General features: G+C 53.5%; 15 protein-coding genes. 5 read left to right on the top strand and 10 right to left on the bottom strand.

The annotated features are described in order from the left end of the window. Window position 1 precedes the first annotated feature (1 nt). Entirely contained in the window at window positions 2-1,123 is a 1,122-nt protein-coding gene (gene mdoC, locus J2X14_RS01500; protein ID WP_352409453.1) for a glucans biosynthesis protein MdoC, read from the bottom strand. Window positions 1,124-1,392: 269 nt separating this feature from the next. Between mdoC and J2X14_RS01505 the strand changes: the two genes are divergently transcribed. From J2X14_RS01505 to J2X14_RS01515, 3 genes are all read left to right on the top strand, one after another. Continuing rightward, window positions 1,393-2,928 (top strand): glucan biosynthesis protein G, encoded by a 1,536-nt coding sequence (locus tag J2X14_RS01505; protein WP_352410110.1) that lies wholly within the window; start codon window positions 1,393-1,395, stop codon window positions 2,926-2,928. After that, complete coding sequence (gene mdoH, locus J2X14_RS01510; RefSeq protein ID WP_352409454.1) at window positions 2,921-5,485, top strand: glucans biosynthesis glucosyltransferase MdoH; 2,565 nt, start codon at window positions 2,921-2,923, stop codon at window positions 5,483-5,485. Before J2X14_RS01505 ends, mdoH begins: the two co-directional genes overlap by 8 nt. Window positions 5,486-5,625: 140 nt before the next feature. Then, window positions 5,626-5,865, top strand: a complete 240-nt coding sequence (locus J2X14_RS01515; protein ID WP_352409455.1) for a YceK/YidQ family lipoprotein — start codon at window positions 5,626-5,628, stop codon at window positions 5,863-5,865. 4 nt (window positions 5,866-5,869) lie between these two features. On the opposite strand, the gene J2X14_RS01520 is transcribed toward J2X14_RS01515, so the two are convergent. From J2X14_RS01520 to J2X14_RS01530, 3 genes are all read right to left on the bottom strand, one after another. Continuing rightward, window positions 5,870-6,271, bottom strand: a complete 402-nt coding sequence (locus J2X14_RS01520) for a MysB family protein (RefSeq protein WP_352409456.1) — start codon at window positions 6,269-6,271, stop codon at window positions 5,870-5,872. Window positions 6,272-6,417: 146 nt separating this feature from the next. Further along, window positions 6,418-7,338, bottom strand: a complete 921-nt coding sequence (locus J2X14_RS01525) for a Kdo(2)-lipid IV(A) acyltransferase (RefSeq protein ID WP_352409457.1) — start codon at window positions 7,336-7,338, stop codon at window positions 6,418-6,420. 144 nt (window positions 7,339-7,482) lie between these two features. Further along, a complete protein-coding gene (locus tag J2X14_RS01530; protein ID WP_352409458.1) occupies window positions 7,483-8,580 on the bottom strand; it encodes an NADH:flavin oxidoreductase/NADH oxidase in 1,098 nt (365 codons plus the stop codon). A 208-nt stretch (window positions 8,581-8,788) separates the two neighbouring features. Between J2X14_RS01530 and trhO the strand changes: the two genes are divergently transcribed. Beyond that, on the top strand, window positions 8,789-9,847 hold the full coding sequence (gene trhO / locus J2X14_RS01535) for an oxygen-dependent tRNA uridine(34) hydroxylase TrhO (protein WP_352409459.1): 1,059 nt from the start codon (window positions 8,789-8,791) through the stop codon (window positions 9,845-9,847). 517 nt (window positions 9,848-10,364) lie between these two features. Here the strand turns inward: trhO and J2X14_RS01540 are convergent. Then, window positions 10,365-10,943: a YceI family protein gene (locus tag J2X14_RS01540; protein ID WP_502889928.1), complete on the bottom strand. Its 579-nt coding sequence runs from the start codon at window positions 10,941-10,943 to the stop codon at window positions 10,365-10,367. A gap of 1 nt (window position 10,944) precedes the next feature. Then, the gene (locus J2X14_RS01545) at window positions 10,945-11,520 is read right to left on the bottom strand and encodes a cytochrome b (protein WP_352409460.1); all 576 of its coding nucleotides are present in this window, start codon (window positions 11,518-11,520) and stop codon (window positions 10,945-10,947) included. 748 nt (window positions 11,521-12,268) lie between these two features. Here J2X14_RS01545 and proP point away from each other — a divergent pair. Beyond that, window positions 12,269-13,729, top strand: coding sequence for a glycine betaine/L-proline transporter ProP (gene proP, locus J2X14_RS01550; protein ID WP_352409461.1), 1,461 nt, complete (start codon window positions 12,269-12,271; stop codon window positions 13,727-13,729). 95 nt (window positions 13,730-13,824) lie between these two features. Here the strand turns inward: proP and solA are convergent, their stop codons facing one another. From solA to dinI, 4 genes are all read right to left on the bottom strand, one after another. Continuing rightward, window positions 13,825-14,940 (bottom strand): N-methyl-L-tryptophan oxidase, encoded by a 1,116-nt coding sequence (solA, locus tag J2X14_RS01555; protein WP_352409462.1) that lies wholly within the window; start codon window positions 14,938-14,940, stop codon window positions 13,825-13,827. Window positions 14,941-15,041: 101 nt separating this feature from the next. Beyond that, window positions 15,042-15,296: a biofilm formation regulator BssS gene (gene bssS / locus J2X14_RS01560; RefSeq protein WP_352409463.1), complete on the bottom strand. Its 255-nt coding sequence runs from the start codon at window positions 15,294-15,296 to the stop codon at window positions 15,042-15,044. A gap of 216 nt (window positions 15,297-15,512) precedes the next feature. Further along, window positions 15,513-15,788 (bottom strand): hypothetical protein, encoded by a 276-nt coding sequence (locus J2X14_RS01565; RefSeq protein ID WP_352409464.1) that lies wholly within the window; start codon window positions 15,786-15,788, stop codon window positions 15,513-15,515. A 147-nt stretch (window positions 15,789-15,935) separates the two neighbouring features. After that, a complete protein-coding gene (gene dinI, locus J2X14_RS01570; RefSeq protein WP_352409465.1) occupies window positions 15,936-16,181 on the bottom strand; it encodes a DNA damage-inducible protein I in 246 nt (81 codons plus the stop codon). Window positions 16,182-16,224: the final 43 nt, after the last annotated feature.

Here is a 16,224-nt window from a genome sequence, read left to right on the forward strand (position 1 = left end):
CTCAGGGGCGCGCCTTTTTCCCGGAGAACAGAAAGCGCAGCAGCGGAATGCGCAGATGAATTTCATACAGAATAAAGGCGATGCCGAAGACAAACACCAGACCGGCGATAAAGCCCAGCGCGTTATTGGCAATGTGCGGCGTAATAAAGATGCCGTACAGCAGCGTCAGCGGATGATGCACCAGATAAATAAACAGCGAGGCATTCACCAGCCAGGTAATGCGCGGCGAATGGGCATTTAAGAAACGGTGGCCGAACGCGAACACCACGTTGACCATCCACAGGCCCATCAGCATCGATACCACCGCATCGATTTCATACAGCCAGCCTTCGCCGCTGCTGTAGCGCTGGTTAGCCATATAGGCGAAAAACGCCAGCAGCGAACCGAGCAGCGTCCAGGGATTAAAGCGTACAAAGCGCGCCTTCAGCGCCGGATTGCGCCAGGCGAGCGCGCCAAGGCAGAAGAAGGGCAGATAGAACAGGGTTTGCATCACCACAAAATTAAACAGCCCGTCGGTAAGCAGCGCGGGCTGAAAGGTAAAGATCAGGCGGCGCATAACGCACCAGCAAAGGCTGTAAAACAGGATCGCCAGCGTCATGACGATCCAGCCAGGCGCGACGGCATCCTCCGGCGCGGCGCGGCGCAGGTGCCGAAACAGCAGTAAACCAAGCGTGGTAAAGATCACCAGCACCAGTAAAAACCAGAGGTGGGAAGTCAGCTCCCAGACTAAGGTATTCACTTTCTCATACAGCGAAAATTGCGCCCAGCCGTGGATTTTGCCGGCCCATTCCTTCAACAGAAAGAACTGAGGCAGCGTAATAAGCGGAATGGCGCTGAGCATGGGAATGCCGACGCGCTCAACGCGCACTTTCCACCATTCGCGCGGCGCATAGCGCAAATAGAGCATATAAGAAAAGTAACCGGATATGACAAAAAACACCTGCATGCGAAAAGCATGGATAAAATCATTAAACACGGTTAACCACAGCGATGACTCCGCACTATTTACGGACCACTGGTGGCTGGAATAAATAAGAGAAACATGAAAAGGAACGCCAAGAAGCATCAGATAGGCGCGAATAGAATCAAAGAAATATTCACGCTGCTGGGGTTTAGTACGCATAGTCATCCAGTTTTAGTACGTTTTATATACCGGTTCGCCCTGAACCTGACAAAAGTAAGCGCTTTACTTTACCGGAACGGGAATCCATATAATATCAGCCGATTCTGTAACAGACGATCAACGAAGAGTTAGGCCCGAAAGGCAGAGAATACAGGAACAAAACGGCGGGTATACTGTCGGAAAACCGAATAATCCATTAATATGGATGGGATTGATTTAAGCACACGAAAGGGGGGGATGTGCTGATTACTAACAAAAATAAATCGGAACTGAAAAAACTGCGCTGGGTAAGCGCGGCGGTTCTGTTTGCCTTGTCGACCAACAACAGTTGGGCTTTTAGCATTGATGATGTAGCAAAAGAGGCAAAATCGTTAGCCGGAAAAAGTTTTGAAGCGCCAAAGAGCAATTTGCCCTCTCAGTTCCGTGACATGAAATATGCTGACTACCAGCAGATTCAGTTTAATCACGATAAAGCCTATTGGCATAAACTGAAAACGCCATTCAAGCTGGAGTTTTATCACCAGGGCATGTATTTCGATACCCCGGTGAAACTTCACGAAATCACCGCTAACTCAGTGCGGGAAATCAAATACAATCCGGAATATTTTAATTTTGGCAATGTGCAGCACGATCCGGAAACCATTAAGAACCTGGGTTTCGCCGGTTTTAAAGTGCTCTATCCGTTAAATGCCAAAGATAAAGATGACGAAATCACCAGCTTCCTCGGTGCCAGCTATTTCCGCGTGATTGGCGGCGGTCAGGTTTACGGCCTCTCTTCTCGCGGGCTGGCGATCGATACCGCGCTGCCTTCCGGCGAAGAGTTCCCACGCTTCCGGGAGTTCTGGATTGGGCGTCCGAAACCGCAGGATAAACAGCTGGTTATCTATGCGCTGCTCGACTCTCCGCGCGCCACCGGCGCCTACCGCTTTATACTGCGTCCGGGCAAAGACACCAATGTCGATGTGCAGGCCAAAGTCTACCTGCGCGACAAAGTCGGCAAACTGGGCGTTGCGCCGCTGACCAGTATGTTCCTGTATGGCCCGAATCAGCCTTCTCCGATAGTCAACTATCGTCCTTCTCTGCATGATTCCAATGGTCTGTCGATTCATGCCGGTAACGGCGAATGGATCTGGCGTCCGCTGAATAACCCGAAACACCTGGCGGTCAGCACCTTTACCGTGGAAAGTCCGAAAGGGTTTGGCCTGTTACAGCGAGGACGCGAATTCAACCAGTATCAGGATCTCGACGATCGCTACGATCTGCGCCCCAGCGGCTGGATCGAACCGCAGGGCGACTGGGGTAAAGGCCGCGTCGAGCTGGTTGAGATCCCGACGGCAGATGAAACCAACGACAATATCGTCGCCTTCTGGACGCCGGAGAACCTGCCGGAGCCGGGCAAGGAAATGAACTTTAAATATCGTCTGCACTTTACCCGTGATGAAGACCAGCTGCATTCGCCAGAGACCGCGTGGGTGAAAAACACGCTGCGTTCAACCGGCGATGTGAAACAGTCGAATCTGGTGCGCCAGCCTGACGGCACGCTCGCTTTCGTGGTGGATTTTGTCGGCCAGGAGATGAGCGCGCTGCCGGATAATACGCCGGTTACGCCGCAGGTCAGCATCGGCAATAACGGTGAGATTGTTGAACAAAACGTACGCTATAACCCGGTGACCAAAGGCTGGCGTTTACTACTGCGTATGCGCGTAAAAGACAATAAGCAGCCGACCGAAATGCGTGCCGCACTGGTTAACGGTGATAAAGCGCTGACGGAAACATGGAGCTATCAGTTGCCTGCCAATGAATAAATCAATCCTAACTCCCGCTGACTATATCGACGCGCTGCCGCTGCCGCCAGAAGGCAAAGCGGCGCTATCGTCAACGCTGCCCGCCCCGGAGGCGGGCGGTAAAGTTTACAGCAACCTGCATCAGCAGCTGGGCCACGACGGCCCGGCCGAAGCGCGTCCCGACGACGCGCCGCTGACCTCGGTAAAGTCGCGTATTGAAATGAGCTGGCCGGACTCGCTGGATGACGGCAAACAGTTTAGCGAAGATTACCTCGGACGTACCACGCTGAAGGCGATGCCGCCGGTAAAGCGTTCGCTAATGTTCCCGGAAGTCTGGCGTACCAACCCGCTGGTGCGCGCGTGGGATTCGCTGCGCGGGCGGAAATCAGCGCCGCGCTACGCCTCGGCGGAAGAGCAGCGTCAGGAAGATAAATGGCGTCATGTGGGGTCGATTCGCCGTTATATCCTGCTGATTCTGACCATTTTCCAGACCGTGGTCGCCACCTGGTATATGAAAACCATTCTGCCTTACCAGGGCTGGGCGCTGATCGACCCGATGGATATGATCAACCAGAACTGGCAACAGTCGCTGTTGCAGCTGCTGCCTTATGTGTTGCAAACCGGGATCCTGTTCCTGTTTGCGATTCTGTTCTGCTGGGTGTCGGCCGGTTTCTGGACGGCGCTGATGGGCTTTTTACAGCTGCTGATTGGGCGCGATAAGTACAGTATCTCTTATACGCTTACCGGCAATGAGCCGATCGATCCTAATCATCGCACCGCGCTGATTATGCCGATCTGTAACGAAGATGTGGAACGCGTCTTTGCCGGTTTGCGCGCGACCTGGGAATCGGTGGTACGCAGCGGAGAGAGCGAACATTTCGATGTTTATATCCTTAGCGACAGCTACGATGCCGATATTGCCATGGCCGAGCAGAAAGCCTGGATGGAGCTGGTGCGTGATGTCGGCGGGGCAGGGAAGATCTTTTATCGTCGCCGTCGCCGTCGCGTAAAACGTAAAAGCGGCAACATCGATGATTTCTGCCGCCGCTGGGGCAGCCAGTACAGCTACATGGTGGTGCTGGATGCGGATAGCGTGATGAGCGGCGAGTGTCTTACCGGCCTGGTGCGCATGATGGAGGCGAATCCCAACGCCGGTATCATTCAGTCTTCACCGAAGGCATCCGGTATGGATACGCTCTATGCGCGCTGTCAGCAGTTCGCCACCCGCGTGTACGGGCCGCTGTTCACCGCCGGGCTTCACTTCTGGCAGCTGGGCGAATCGCACTATTGGGGCCACAACGCGATTATTCGCGTGAAGCCGTTTATCGAGCACTGTGCGCTGGCGCCGCTGCCGGGCGAAGGCTCGTTTGCCGGATCGATCCTTTCCCATGACTTCGTGGAAGCTGCGCTAATGCGCCGCGCCGGTTGGGGCGTGTGGATTGCTTACGATTTGCCCGGCTCGTATGAAGAGCTGCCGCCGAACCTGCTGGATGAGCTGAAGCGCGACCGTCGCTGGTGTCACGGCAACCTGATGAACTTCCGTCTGTTCCTGGTGAAAGGGATGCACCCGGTTCACCGCGCGGTGTTCCTGACCGGCGTGATGTCCTATCTTTCTGCGCCGCTGTGGTTCCTGTTCCTGGCGCTCTCTACCGCCCTGCAGGTGGTGCATACGTTGATGGAGCCGCAGTACTTCCTGCAGCCGCGCCAGCTGTTTCCGGTGTGGCCGCAGTGGCGACCGGAGCTGGCGATCGCGCTGTTCTCCACCACGCTGGTGCTGCTGTTCCTGCCGAAGCTGCTGAGCGTGGTGCTGATCTGGTTCAAGGGCGCGAAAGGCTATGGCGGCGCGCTGCGTCTGCTGGCGTCAATGCTGCTGGAAATGCTGTTTTCCGTGCTGCTGGCGCCGGTGCGTATGCTGTTCCATACGGTGTTTGTGGTCAGCGCCTTCCTGGGCTGGGAAGTGGTATGGAACTCGCCGCAGCGTGACGATGACGCCACGCCGTGGAGCGAAGCGTTCCGTCGCCACGGTTCGCAGATGCTGCTCGGGATCGTCTGGGCGGTCGGCATGGGCTGGCTGGATCTGAACTTCCTGTGGTGGCTGTCGCCGATTGTTTTCTCGCTGATTCTGTCGCCGTTTGTGTCGGTGGTTTCCAGCCGGGCAAGCAACGGGCTGGCAACGAAACGCGCGAAGCTGTTCCTGATCCCGGAAGAGTATGCGCCGCCGCAAGAACTGGTGGATACCGATGCCTATCTGCAGCTCAACCGCCAGCGTGCGCTGAAGCATGGCTTTATGCATGCGCTGTTCCATCCGTCATTTAACGCGCTGGCGACGGCGCTGGCGACATCGCGTCACCTGAAAAGCGATCTGCTGGATTATGCGCGTGACCGTCGGGTCGAACACGCCTTAAGCGATGCGCCAGCGAAGCTGAGCCGCGACGAGCGTCTGGCGCTGATTAGCGATCCGGTGACGCTGGCACGCCTGCACTATCGCCTGTGGCAGAATGCAGAGAAGTACCATGAGTGGCAGGATTACTATCGTACGCTGCAGCTTAACCCACTGGCGTTAGCGCCAGCGAAATAACCGGTAATCGATAAGCACGATTCAATAGCGGCCTGCGGGCCGCTTTTTTATTGTCCGCTGCGGCTTTGGGCTATTTTTAATAAGTGTGCGCAGAACACCGGCGGCCGGTATGATGCCGACTGAAACAGAGAGGGTGAAGAGTGAAAAGAGGATTACGCAGCGCAGCCCTGCTGACGCTGGTACTGCTGTTAACCGGCTGCGGCAGTATTATCAGCCGTACCGTGCCCGGACAGGGGCACGGCAATCAATACTATCCCGGTGTACAGTGGGATGTGCGCGACACGCCGTGGCGTTTTCTTACCATTCTCGACGTGCCGCTGTCGGCCCTGCTGGATACGCTGCTGTTACCGGTCGATGCCCAACACGGGCCTTATGAGTAGCACGTTACCAGCGGTCAGATTCGTTATTGCTGCCGCTGTCTTCCCACTCTTGCGCCACCGCTTCGCCTTCTTCGGTATCCAGCGGCGGCTCCAGCTGAAATTCCCCTTCGTCCCATTCATGCAGCGTGTTTTCCGCCATCCATTCCTGGCGCAGTTCAACTTCATCGAAGTCGCCTTCGAAAACAGCCTGTGCAGCTTCACCGGTGCGGTTTGCTAACAGCTCGCCATCATCGCTTTCATCCGCGAGAAACTCCGCCTGCCACATGATTTCGCCATCCTGCATCACATATTTTTGCAGATTGAATTGACCGACTGAAATCTCGTCTTCATCCAGTTCGGGGTTATTCGCCAGGAACTCTTCACGGGCGCTATCGATAGCTTCTTCCAGTGTGCTAAACATGCTCATCAGTCTCTCCTAATCTCCTCAAGGATGGTTTCAGGAAAGAATAGACGAAGTTTTGCCGCCGCATAGCGCCAGCGCTAAAAAAACTGTTCGGGGCAGGGGAAACAGACCCTTTCGCCCTAAAGCGGAACGAAAGGGAAAAGAAGAGGTTAGTAAAGCTTCTCTTTACCGGGCGGGCGGGTTTTAAAGCGGCGGTGCAGCCACATATACTGTTCCGGCGCCATCAGCACCGCTTCCTCGACTATCTGGTTCATGCGCCGTGCGGTGGCTTCTTCGTTATCCGTTGGCACATCTTTCACATCCGGCAAAACAATCAGCTCATAGCCTTTGCCGTGCGGCAGACGACGCGGCAGAAAAGGGATCACCGCCGGTTTCGCGGTGCGCACCAGCATATAGCTGCCTTTGGTGGAGGCGGCGTCCGGCACGGCGAAGAAGGGCACAAAGACGCTGCTTTTCGGGCCGTAATCGTGATCGGGCGCATACCAGATGATATCGCCTGCCTTCAGGGCGCGGATCATGCCTTTCAGATCCTTGCGATCGATCATGCTCTTATTGGAGCGCATACGGCCCCAGGTTTGCAGCCAGTCGATCAGCGGGTTGTCATTAGGACGGTAAACGCCGATGCCTGGATTGAGCAAGCCGAACATGCGCGCGCCCAGCTCCAGAGAGAGAAAATGCATGCCGATCAGCAGGATGCCTTTTTGTTCGCGTTTGGCCTGCTGGATATGTTCATCACCGATGCCGGTGAACCATTTGCGCACGCGCCAGTCAGGCCAGAACCAGGCGATACCGGTTTCCAGGAAACCCATACCCACGGATTCAAAGTTGCGTTTCAGCAGCGCATCGCGCTCAGCGGGCGGCATCTGCGGAAAGCAGAGTTCAATATTACGTTGGGCGATCGCTGCGCGCCGCTTCATAAAGCGCATTGAAACACGTCCCAAACCACAACCAAGGTGATAAAGCACCGGATAGGGCAGCAAAACCACGAAATAGAGTAGGCCAATTCCAAGCCAGAGTAACCAATAACGCGGATGTAATAATTCGCGAGAAAATGTAGGCAACTGAGTCATGTTCTTCCAGTTATGCGTTGCAGCAGGTCAAAAATGCTGCAGTGTCCAGTTTAAAGGCGCTATTGTGCCATTTTTTTACTTATTGCTGAAAGCGGGATATCAGCCAGATGATACGGCAGCGCGTTATTGCGCTGCCGGAAAGCATTAAAGATTAAACAAACCTTTCACTTCGTGCGGCTCACAACGCCAATATTGTGGTGGCGCCTGCACTTTTTCACCCAGTTCGGCGGCGGCGTGCCACGGCCAGCGTGGATCGTAAAGCATGGCGCGTGCCAGCGCCACGGCATCAGCTTCGCCGCTGACCAGCACCGCTTCCGCCTGTTTTGGCTCGGTGATCAAGCCTACGGCGATCACCGGCATGGTGGTCATGGCTGCTTTAATGCCAGCGGCGAAAGGCACCTGATAATTGGGTCCGACGCTGATCTGCTGCTGCTGCGACAGGCCGCCGCTGGAGACGTGAATGTAGTCGCAGCCAGCCGCTTCCAGCGCTTTGCTCAGCGCAACAGATTGCTCTTCGTCCCAGCCGCCCTCGACCCAGTCGGAGGCGGAAATACGCACGCCCACCGCTTTATCACGCGGGAAGACGCGGCGCACCTCATCATAAATTTCCAGCACCAGACGCATGCGGTTTTCCAGCGAGCCGCCATATTCATCGTCACGCTGATTGGATAACGGCGAGAGGAACTGATGCAGCAGGTAGCCGTGCGCGGCATGGACTTCCACCAGATCAAAGCCGAGCCGATCGGCGCGGATGGCGCTATCGATAAAGGCCTGTTTGATTTCAGCAATGCGTTCTTTGGTCAGCGCCTGCGGGGTGCCGTCGTTTTCGCTGTAGGGCAGGGCGGAAGGCGCGGAGGTTTGCCAGCCGCCCTGTTGCGGAGTGAGGAAGCCGCCGCCGCGCCATGGCACGTCGCAGGAGGCTTTACGTCCGGCGTGACCCAGCTGGATCCCCAGCGGCATGGTGGCGTAGCGTTTTACGTCATTGATGGTTTCCGCCAGCGCCTGCTCGGTTTCATCATCCCACAGGCCCAGATCCTGCGGCGTAATGCGTCCGGCAGGCTCAACGGCGGTGGCTTCGATAATCAGCAGCCCAGCGCCAGATAAGGCGAGGTGTCCCAGGTGAATACGGTGCCAGGGTGTGGCTTTGCCCTGTTCCGCTGAATACTGACACATTGGCGCGATAATGATGCGGTTGCTGAGCGATAAGTTGCCCAGTTCTAGCGGCGTAAAAAGCTGACTCATTTTTTTCTCCATCTGTTATCACTTGCGTGATAGTAAGTTCGCTAATGGTATAACACGGTGTAGCGCGATTGGCAGTGCGGTTAATTGTCAGTATGTGCGGTAAGAAGGGATCGTCAAATGTAGAAAAAATGCTGCAACGCTTTGCTTCACTGTTAAATCAGGTATGATGTCGCCCGCAAAAAAACGCTCACTATTGGGAAAGAACACCATGCCAGTGTTACATAACCTTGTTTCAAATAAAGAGCTGAAAGCGCGCATGCTGGCCGAAACCGAGCCGCGCACGACCGTCTCTTTCTATAAATATTTCACCATTGCCGATCCGAAGGCGTTTCGTGATGCGCTTTATCTGGCGCTGACCGAACTGAAGGTGTTTGGCCGTATTTATGTCGCCCATGAAGGGATTAATGCCCAGATCAGCGTGCCGGCGAGTCTTTACGCACGCATGCAGGAGACGCTGTACGGCTTTGATCCGGCGCTGAATAATCTGCGTATGAATATTGCGCTGGACGATGACGGAAAATCGTTTTGGGTGCTGCGGCTGAAGGTGCGCGATCGCATTGTGGCCGATGGCATTGAGGATGAGAGTTTTGATGCCAGTCAGGTGGGCGCCTATCTGAAGGCAGATGAAGTGAACGCCATGCTGGACGATCCCGATGCGGTGTTTGTTGATATGCGCAACCACTATGAATATGAAGTGGGCCATTTTGACCAGGCGCTGGAGATTCCTGCCGATACGTTCCGCGATCAGCTGCCGATGGCGGTGGAGATGCTGCAGGATAAGAAAGATAAGAAGATCGTTATGTATTGCACCGGCGGTATTCGCTGTGAGAAGGCCAGCGCCTGGATGCTACACAACGGTTTTGAGCAGGTTTATCACGTTGAGGGCGGCATTATTGAGTATGCGCGTCGTGCGCGTGAGCAGGGTTTGCCGCTGCGTTTTAAAGGCAAGAATTTTGTTTTTGACGAGCGTATGGGCGAGCGTATTTCCGATGATGTGATTGCGCATTGTCATCAGTGCGGCGCGCCGTGTGATACGCATGTTAATTGCGTGAACGATGGCTGTCATTTGCTGTTTATTCAGTGTCCTTCCTGCGCCGAGAAGTTTCAGCATTGCTGTAGCCCGATGTGTATGGAGGAGGCTGCGTTGCCGCCAGAGGAGCAGCGCGCGCGTCGCGCCGGACGTGAGACCAGTAATAAGGTTTTCAATAAGTCGCGCGGGCTGTTAAATGCCACGCTGACGATTCCGGCACCGTCTGAAGATAAGTAGGTAGCAGCGGTTTCAGGGGGCTTCTTCACTGTGCTTTTGGGTGAGTGCGGGGGTTTCAGCGGGGATTAACCGTGCCTGCTTGTGGGTGCGGGGGTTTCAGCGGGGATTAACCGTGCCTGCTTTTGGGTGCGAGGGTTCCAGGGCGCACAATTGTGCCTGGTTGTGGGTGCGCAGGTTTCAGCGGGGTTAACCGTGCCTGCTTGTGGGTGCGCAGGTTTCAGCGGAATTAACCGTGCCTGCGCAGGGAGTCCCGGCCGATCGTAAAGACGCAAAAAACGTCATCCCTGACAGCTCGGCCCGCGCCATTCATGGCGCGGGACGCTTTACTCTTCTGCCGGGACTCCCCCCGCCTTAAGTTTCGCGTTAGCCTTTTAGTCTAAAATCTTTTCAGACTTAGCACGTAGCACGTAGCACGTAGCACGTAACACTTCTCAGCCTTAGCACTTAGCCCTAACTCTAGCCTTGGAGCTTTTTAAGCGCCTGGCTTTTACGCGTTAGCTTTATGTGTCGCGTTGGTTTATTTCTGGCGCACGCCTTCCACGGAAATCATCAGTTCCACTTCTTGCGAAGCCGGGCCGAGATCTTTGGTGATGTTGAAATCTTTCAGCGCCAGCGTGGTTTCTGCTTCAAAGCCAGCACGGTAGCCGCCCCAGGGGTCGTCGCCCTGGCCCAGCATTTTCGCTTCCAGTGTGATCGGTTTGGTGACGCCATTCAGCGTCAGGTTGCCGGTGATATCCAGTTCGTCGCCATCTTTTTTCACGCCGGTTGAAACAAAGGTGGCCTGTGGGAATTTGCTGACATTAAGGAAGTCGGCGCTGCGCAGATGTTTATCGCGTTCGGCATGGTTGGTATCAACGCTATTGGTGTTAATGGTGACGTTTACCTTGTCAGCGCTGGGGTTCTTTTCATCAAAGGTAAAGCCGCCGTCAAAATCATTAAAGGTGCCGTACAGCCAGCTGTAGCCCAGATGTTTAATGCGGAACTGGATAAACGCATGCTGTCCCTGTTTATCAATCTTGTATTCTGCCGCGGTCGCCGCCTGCGCGCCCAGCAGCAGCGTTGCCGCCGTTAAAGCGCAAAGTGTTTTTTTCAACATATTATTTCTCCGTTTTAATAGATGAAGTGATGCGGTAACCCAGCATACGTCTCAGGGTAATATCGCGATCGATAAAGTGATGTTTTAGTGCCGCCAGACCGTGCAACAGCGACAGAATGACCACCGTCCACGCCAGCCATAAATGGATATCGCCTGCCAGATCGGTCTGTGTGGCGTCGGCGCTCAGCAGGGCCGGGATCGGCAGCACGCCGAAAAGATCAATCGGTTTGCCTTCAGCGGTTGAGATCAAATAGCCGCTGATAAAAATGGCGAACAGCAGTAAATAAAGCAGCAGATGAACCGCCACGGCGGAATAGCGCACCAGCGGCGTGTAGCTGGCGAGCGGGGCAGGGGGCGGCGAGATAAAGCGCCAGATCACCCGTAAAATCATTACCGCAAACAGCACCATGCCGACGCTTTTATGCAGCTCAGGCGCCTTGTGGTACCAGGTGTCGTAGTAGCCCAGTGAAACCATCCAGAGTCCCAGCGCAAACATGCCGTACAGCACCAGCGCCACCAGCCAGTGAAGCAATAAGCTGAAATGCCCATATTCCTCACCACTATTTTTCCATCTCATCGTCTTGTCCCTTGTTAACGTTTTGACATGAGACTGTACAAGCTGAAACAGAAAATCAATAAAAAACCGCAGGCCAGCGCATTTTTTTCCTTAAGTTCAAATAAATTGATGATCATGGCGTTTGATTATCAATTTTATCGCCTGAAAACGGCCGGTAACCGCTCAGTAAAATGTTAAAGACAACGGGTCAGAAAGGTTTTTGCAGCGAAAGGGGCATAACGTAAATATAAGTAGAACGGTAATCGCCATGCAGGACAAAACAAAGGTTAGATAAGGCAAGTAAGTAAACAAGCAATGCGTTCAGAAATTTTGAATCAAATATCGATTTTTGTCGGTTTTTTGTCAGCTTTTGTCAATTGAATGGCCCTGTTTTGCTGGCTGGCAAGGAACTACGCTTGTTTGGTATTAACATTTTTATAACATTGTGCATTTAACACCGCGCGCGTTAATTTTTTCCGGCAGATAACAGCTGATATCTCCATTCATTCTTTATGGTTTTAAACACTATCTTTTAGCTAAAGAATGATATTCCCGGCTACCTTGTCGTGTGCAAACAGGGCAATATTTCATCCGGTTTGCATTTTTGCTTCGCAGCCGATAAAGTAAATCAGTGTCAATAAACGTGATTCAGATCTCATTCTGTTGCACGTATTCATGCTGCGTTATAGCTTTCCTTACCATCAGCCGCTGCTGGCTATGAAAGCTATGGTGCTGCCTCCCGTCATCGCGTCATCCGTGAGGAAACGATATGAACGTCACTACAGGCTCATCAAAAAAACATTTCTGGCAGAAAAAAGGCCAAAAAGAATTAACCGTCGACGATATTACCATTGTCGATAACGCTATGCTGAAACGCGCCGTCGGCGCAGCTGCGCTGGGTAATGCCATGGAGTGGTTCGATTTTGGCGTATATAGCTACCTGGCCGTTACCATTGGTAAAGTCTTTTTCCCCGGCGGCAGCCCTGCTGCCCAGCTGATAGCCACCTTTGGTGCCTTCGCCGCCGCCTTCCTGGTGCGCCCGATTGGCGGCCTGTTTTTCGGTCCGTTGGGCGACCGTATTGGTCGGCAAAAAGTGCTGGCGCTCACCATGATCATGATGTCGATCGGCACCTTCTGTATTGGATTGATACCCGATTATGACTCGATCGGCATCGCAGCACCGCTGCTGTTGCTGTTAGCACGCCTGGTGCAGGGCTTTTCCACCGGCGGCGAGTACGGCGGCGCGGCCACTTTTATCGCTGAATACTCTACCGATAAGCGCCGTGGCTTTATGGGCAGCTGGCTGGAGTTCGGTACGCTGGGCGGCTATCTGCTTGGTGCTGCGCTGGTGACCATGCTGACAGCGCTAATGCCTGCCGATCAGCTGCTTGACTGGGGCTGGCGTATTCCTTTCTTTATAGCGGCACCGCTGGGTCTGTTTGGCCTCTATATTCGACTGAAGCTGGAAGAAACACCGGCGTTTCAAAAACATATGGAAAAGCAGGAAGCGCTGGAGCACAGCAAACCTCAGATGAGCGTATGGCAGATGCTGCGTAAGTATCGGGCACAGATGCTGAAATGTATCGGTCTGGTGCTGCTGTTCAACGTCTCTAACTATATGCTGACCTCTTATATGCCCAGCTATCTTACCGGCGTGCTGGGTCTTAGCGAGCTGAGCGGCCTGATGCTGGTGCTGGTGGTAATGTTCGTGATGATGCCGCTGACGCTGTTCTGGGGCCACTGGAACGATCGTCTGGGGCGTCGTCCGGTGATTGCGCTGGGCGCGGTAGGGATGCTGGTGCTGGCGATTCCGTGCCTGATGCTGGTAGCGACCGGTAACCTGGTATTCGTGTTTGTGGGCCTGATGATTCTGGGCGTCCTGCACAGCTGCTTCAGCGGCACTATGCCGTCAGCGCTGCCAGCGCTGTTTGCCACCGACATTCGCTACAGCGCGCTGGCTATCGGTTTTAATATCTCTGTTTCGCTGTTTGGCGGCACCACGCCGCTGATGACCGCCTGGCTGGTGGATCGGTTCCAGAACCTGCTGATGCCTGCCTATTATTTAATGGGCGCAAGCGTGATTGGCCTGATTACCGTATTCTTTATGCGCGAAACGGCACGCAAGCCGCTGCATGGTTCAGCACCGGCGGTAGGTTCAGAAGCGGAAGCGGTAAAACTGGTGAAAAAGTTAAAGCTGCGTCGTCAAAAAGAGAGCCAGGCGCTGCAATAATAATTGATAAAGCCGAACGGTTAATATCAAACGTTATAACAATAATAATTATCACGAAAACAGTAAGGCACAATGTTATTGTGCCTTACTGTTTTTTATTTAAAGCGCGCTAAAGAAAACGGCGTTAAATCAAATTCAGAAGATTTATTGCTGGCAAAGGCGCAGGCTATTTCACCCAGCACGCTGGCAAATTTAAAACCGTGACCGCTTAGTCCGGTTATTATCAGCCGATCATTATCTTCTGGCAGCGTATCGATAATAAAATCCTCATCGGGAGAATTATCATAAGCGCAGGCGGCACCGTGTAAACAAACGCCCACGCCCGGCAGAAAACAGCGCAAAAAATTAAACACTTCACTGCCGTCGCTGGCCAGCGCGCCAAAAGGTTGGCGATCCTGTGCGGTTTGCATCGGCTGTCCGCCATCATGACGACCTATTTTTAGTTCATTATTATCCGCAGGAAAGCCGTAATATTGGCTGCCATCGGTCATTTCCACGGTGAAGCCGGGAAATTTATTATTTTCACTGTAGCGGCCATCGGCCTGATACCAGGCGAATACTTTACGCACTGGCGTAACCGGCAGCTCAGGGCAGAACTGTTTTACGGCGGTGCCGACGCTGAGTAACAGCTTACGACCGTAATAGTCGCCGTCGGCGGTGGTTACGCGCTGTCGCTCACCTTCACGGGCGATAGCGGTGACAGGGCAGTTAAACAGTTGCGCGCAGCCCGCTTCGCGCGCCAGACGAATCCAGCTGCGAATCGCCACTTCCGATTTCAGATAGCCAGAACGGGGTTCAAATACGCCCGCATAGCCTTCGGGCACGTTAATATCGGGCCAGCGTTCGCGTATCTGTTCCGGCGATAAAATCTCTGCCTCCAGCTCAAACTGGCGTGCGCTCTCGATGACATTGGTAATAAACGGCGAATCCACGGGGGAGATATTGATGATGCCGCTGCGATGCATAATCTGCTCGCCGCATGTCTGCTCCAGCTCATCCCACAGCTGCTGGGCGCGTAAAACCAGCGGAACATAGCGCGCGCCTTCGCCATAGGCGTGACGAATCAAACGCGTCGCGCCGTGGTGGCTGCCTTCCTGGTGGGGCGGATGCGCGCTGTCGATCATCAGCACCTTGAGTCCGGCACGGGTTGCGTACCAGCCAGCGGCGGCCCCAACGGAACCACTGCCAATAACGATAAGATCATAAACCATTAGCCAACTTCTCCTGATGCTGCGAAGGGTTAGCAGCATAGCAAAAGCGTACAGATAATAAAAAGGCACCCCGTAGGGTGCCTGGTAAACCAAAATCAGGTTTAATGCTTTTTGTAGTCTCGGGCAAGGATTTCGCTGGCTTCTATTTTAGCGATACCTGCTTCCAGAATAGAGATAAACTGTCTGGCAACGTCCGTAGTCAACCAATATGTCGGCCCTACGTCGGCTTCATCGGTCTGTTGCTCATTAGATGAAAGCGAATGCAGACGAATCATCATCGCATCATACGAGTCCACGGTACTGATATCCCATCCAACGAGGGGATGTGTCTGAATAATCTCTTTATTACTGTCCATTATAACCCCCTTATTACTCGTAGAACGAAGTGATTATTTGAGGTTTCAATGCGGCTTTTTTTCACAGAGCAGAATGATTATAACAGTGTTACAGATTTAAGCGGCACGAAAAATGCGCGAATAGCGTAATTAATCCACAGTGAATAATATTTGCACAGAATTCTGATTATTCTTAGCAGGAAAAGAACTCCTGCATAATGCAGGAGTTTATAAAAATCAAATGCCGGGATCGGGTTGAATTTTAACCGGGGCGTGGCGTTTTTCCAGCTCAGCCGCAAGGCGAGCAAAGTGCTGCTGCATTCCCTCATCATGATTTTGATTTTGCGCTTCCAGTCGCAGACTATGAATCAATAACTGATTCGATTTATCGTCCAGACAAAAGGCAAGATAGGAAAAAGCGTTTTCCAGCACGGTAAGACGACGCTGCTGTTCACCTATTAACGCCAGCAGTTCACCAAAGGTCATCGCCTCTTCAGGTTTATCAGCGGTCATGGTTAACACCTCCTGTAAGTCATGACGGACGCCAGAATATGTCATCGGCTTACAACAGTCTATAACCGCGTTGAGGCGGCGGCGAGGCGGTAGAGATAAAAAAAAGCCGGATGGCGATATCCGGCAAACAACGGCACAAAGAGAAAGTTAGTCAGTGATAAACCAGTCGTCGGCGCTTTCCCAGGTTTCCTGCAGGATCTCGGTTACGCGATCTTTGGTTTCTTTACCACTGCCCATCACGGTCAGGTTATTGGCGCTGGCGTAGCGCACCGAAATATGGTTAGCCATTTCCGGAAATTCTTTATCGATTCGTTTTGACAGTTCCTGCGTCAGCGCATCGATAGCGCCGGCAGGGAGCTGAGTAGTTTTCGCTATAGTGACTTCAACACGCATATCTGCCTCCGCTGTGAGTACTGGCTATTTATACAGTTAATGC

The organism is Mixta sp. BE291 (assembly GCF_031457955.1).
GTDB lineage: Bacteria > Pseudomonadota > Gammaproteobacteria > Enterobacterales > Enterobacteriaceae > Mixta.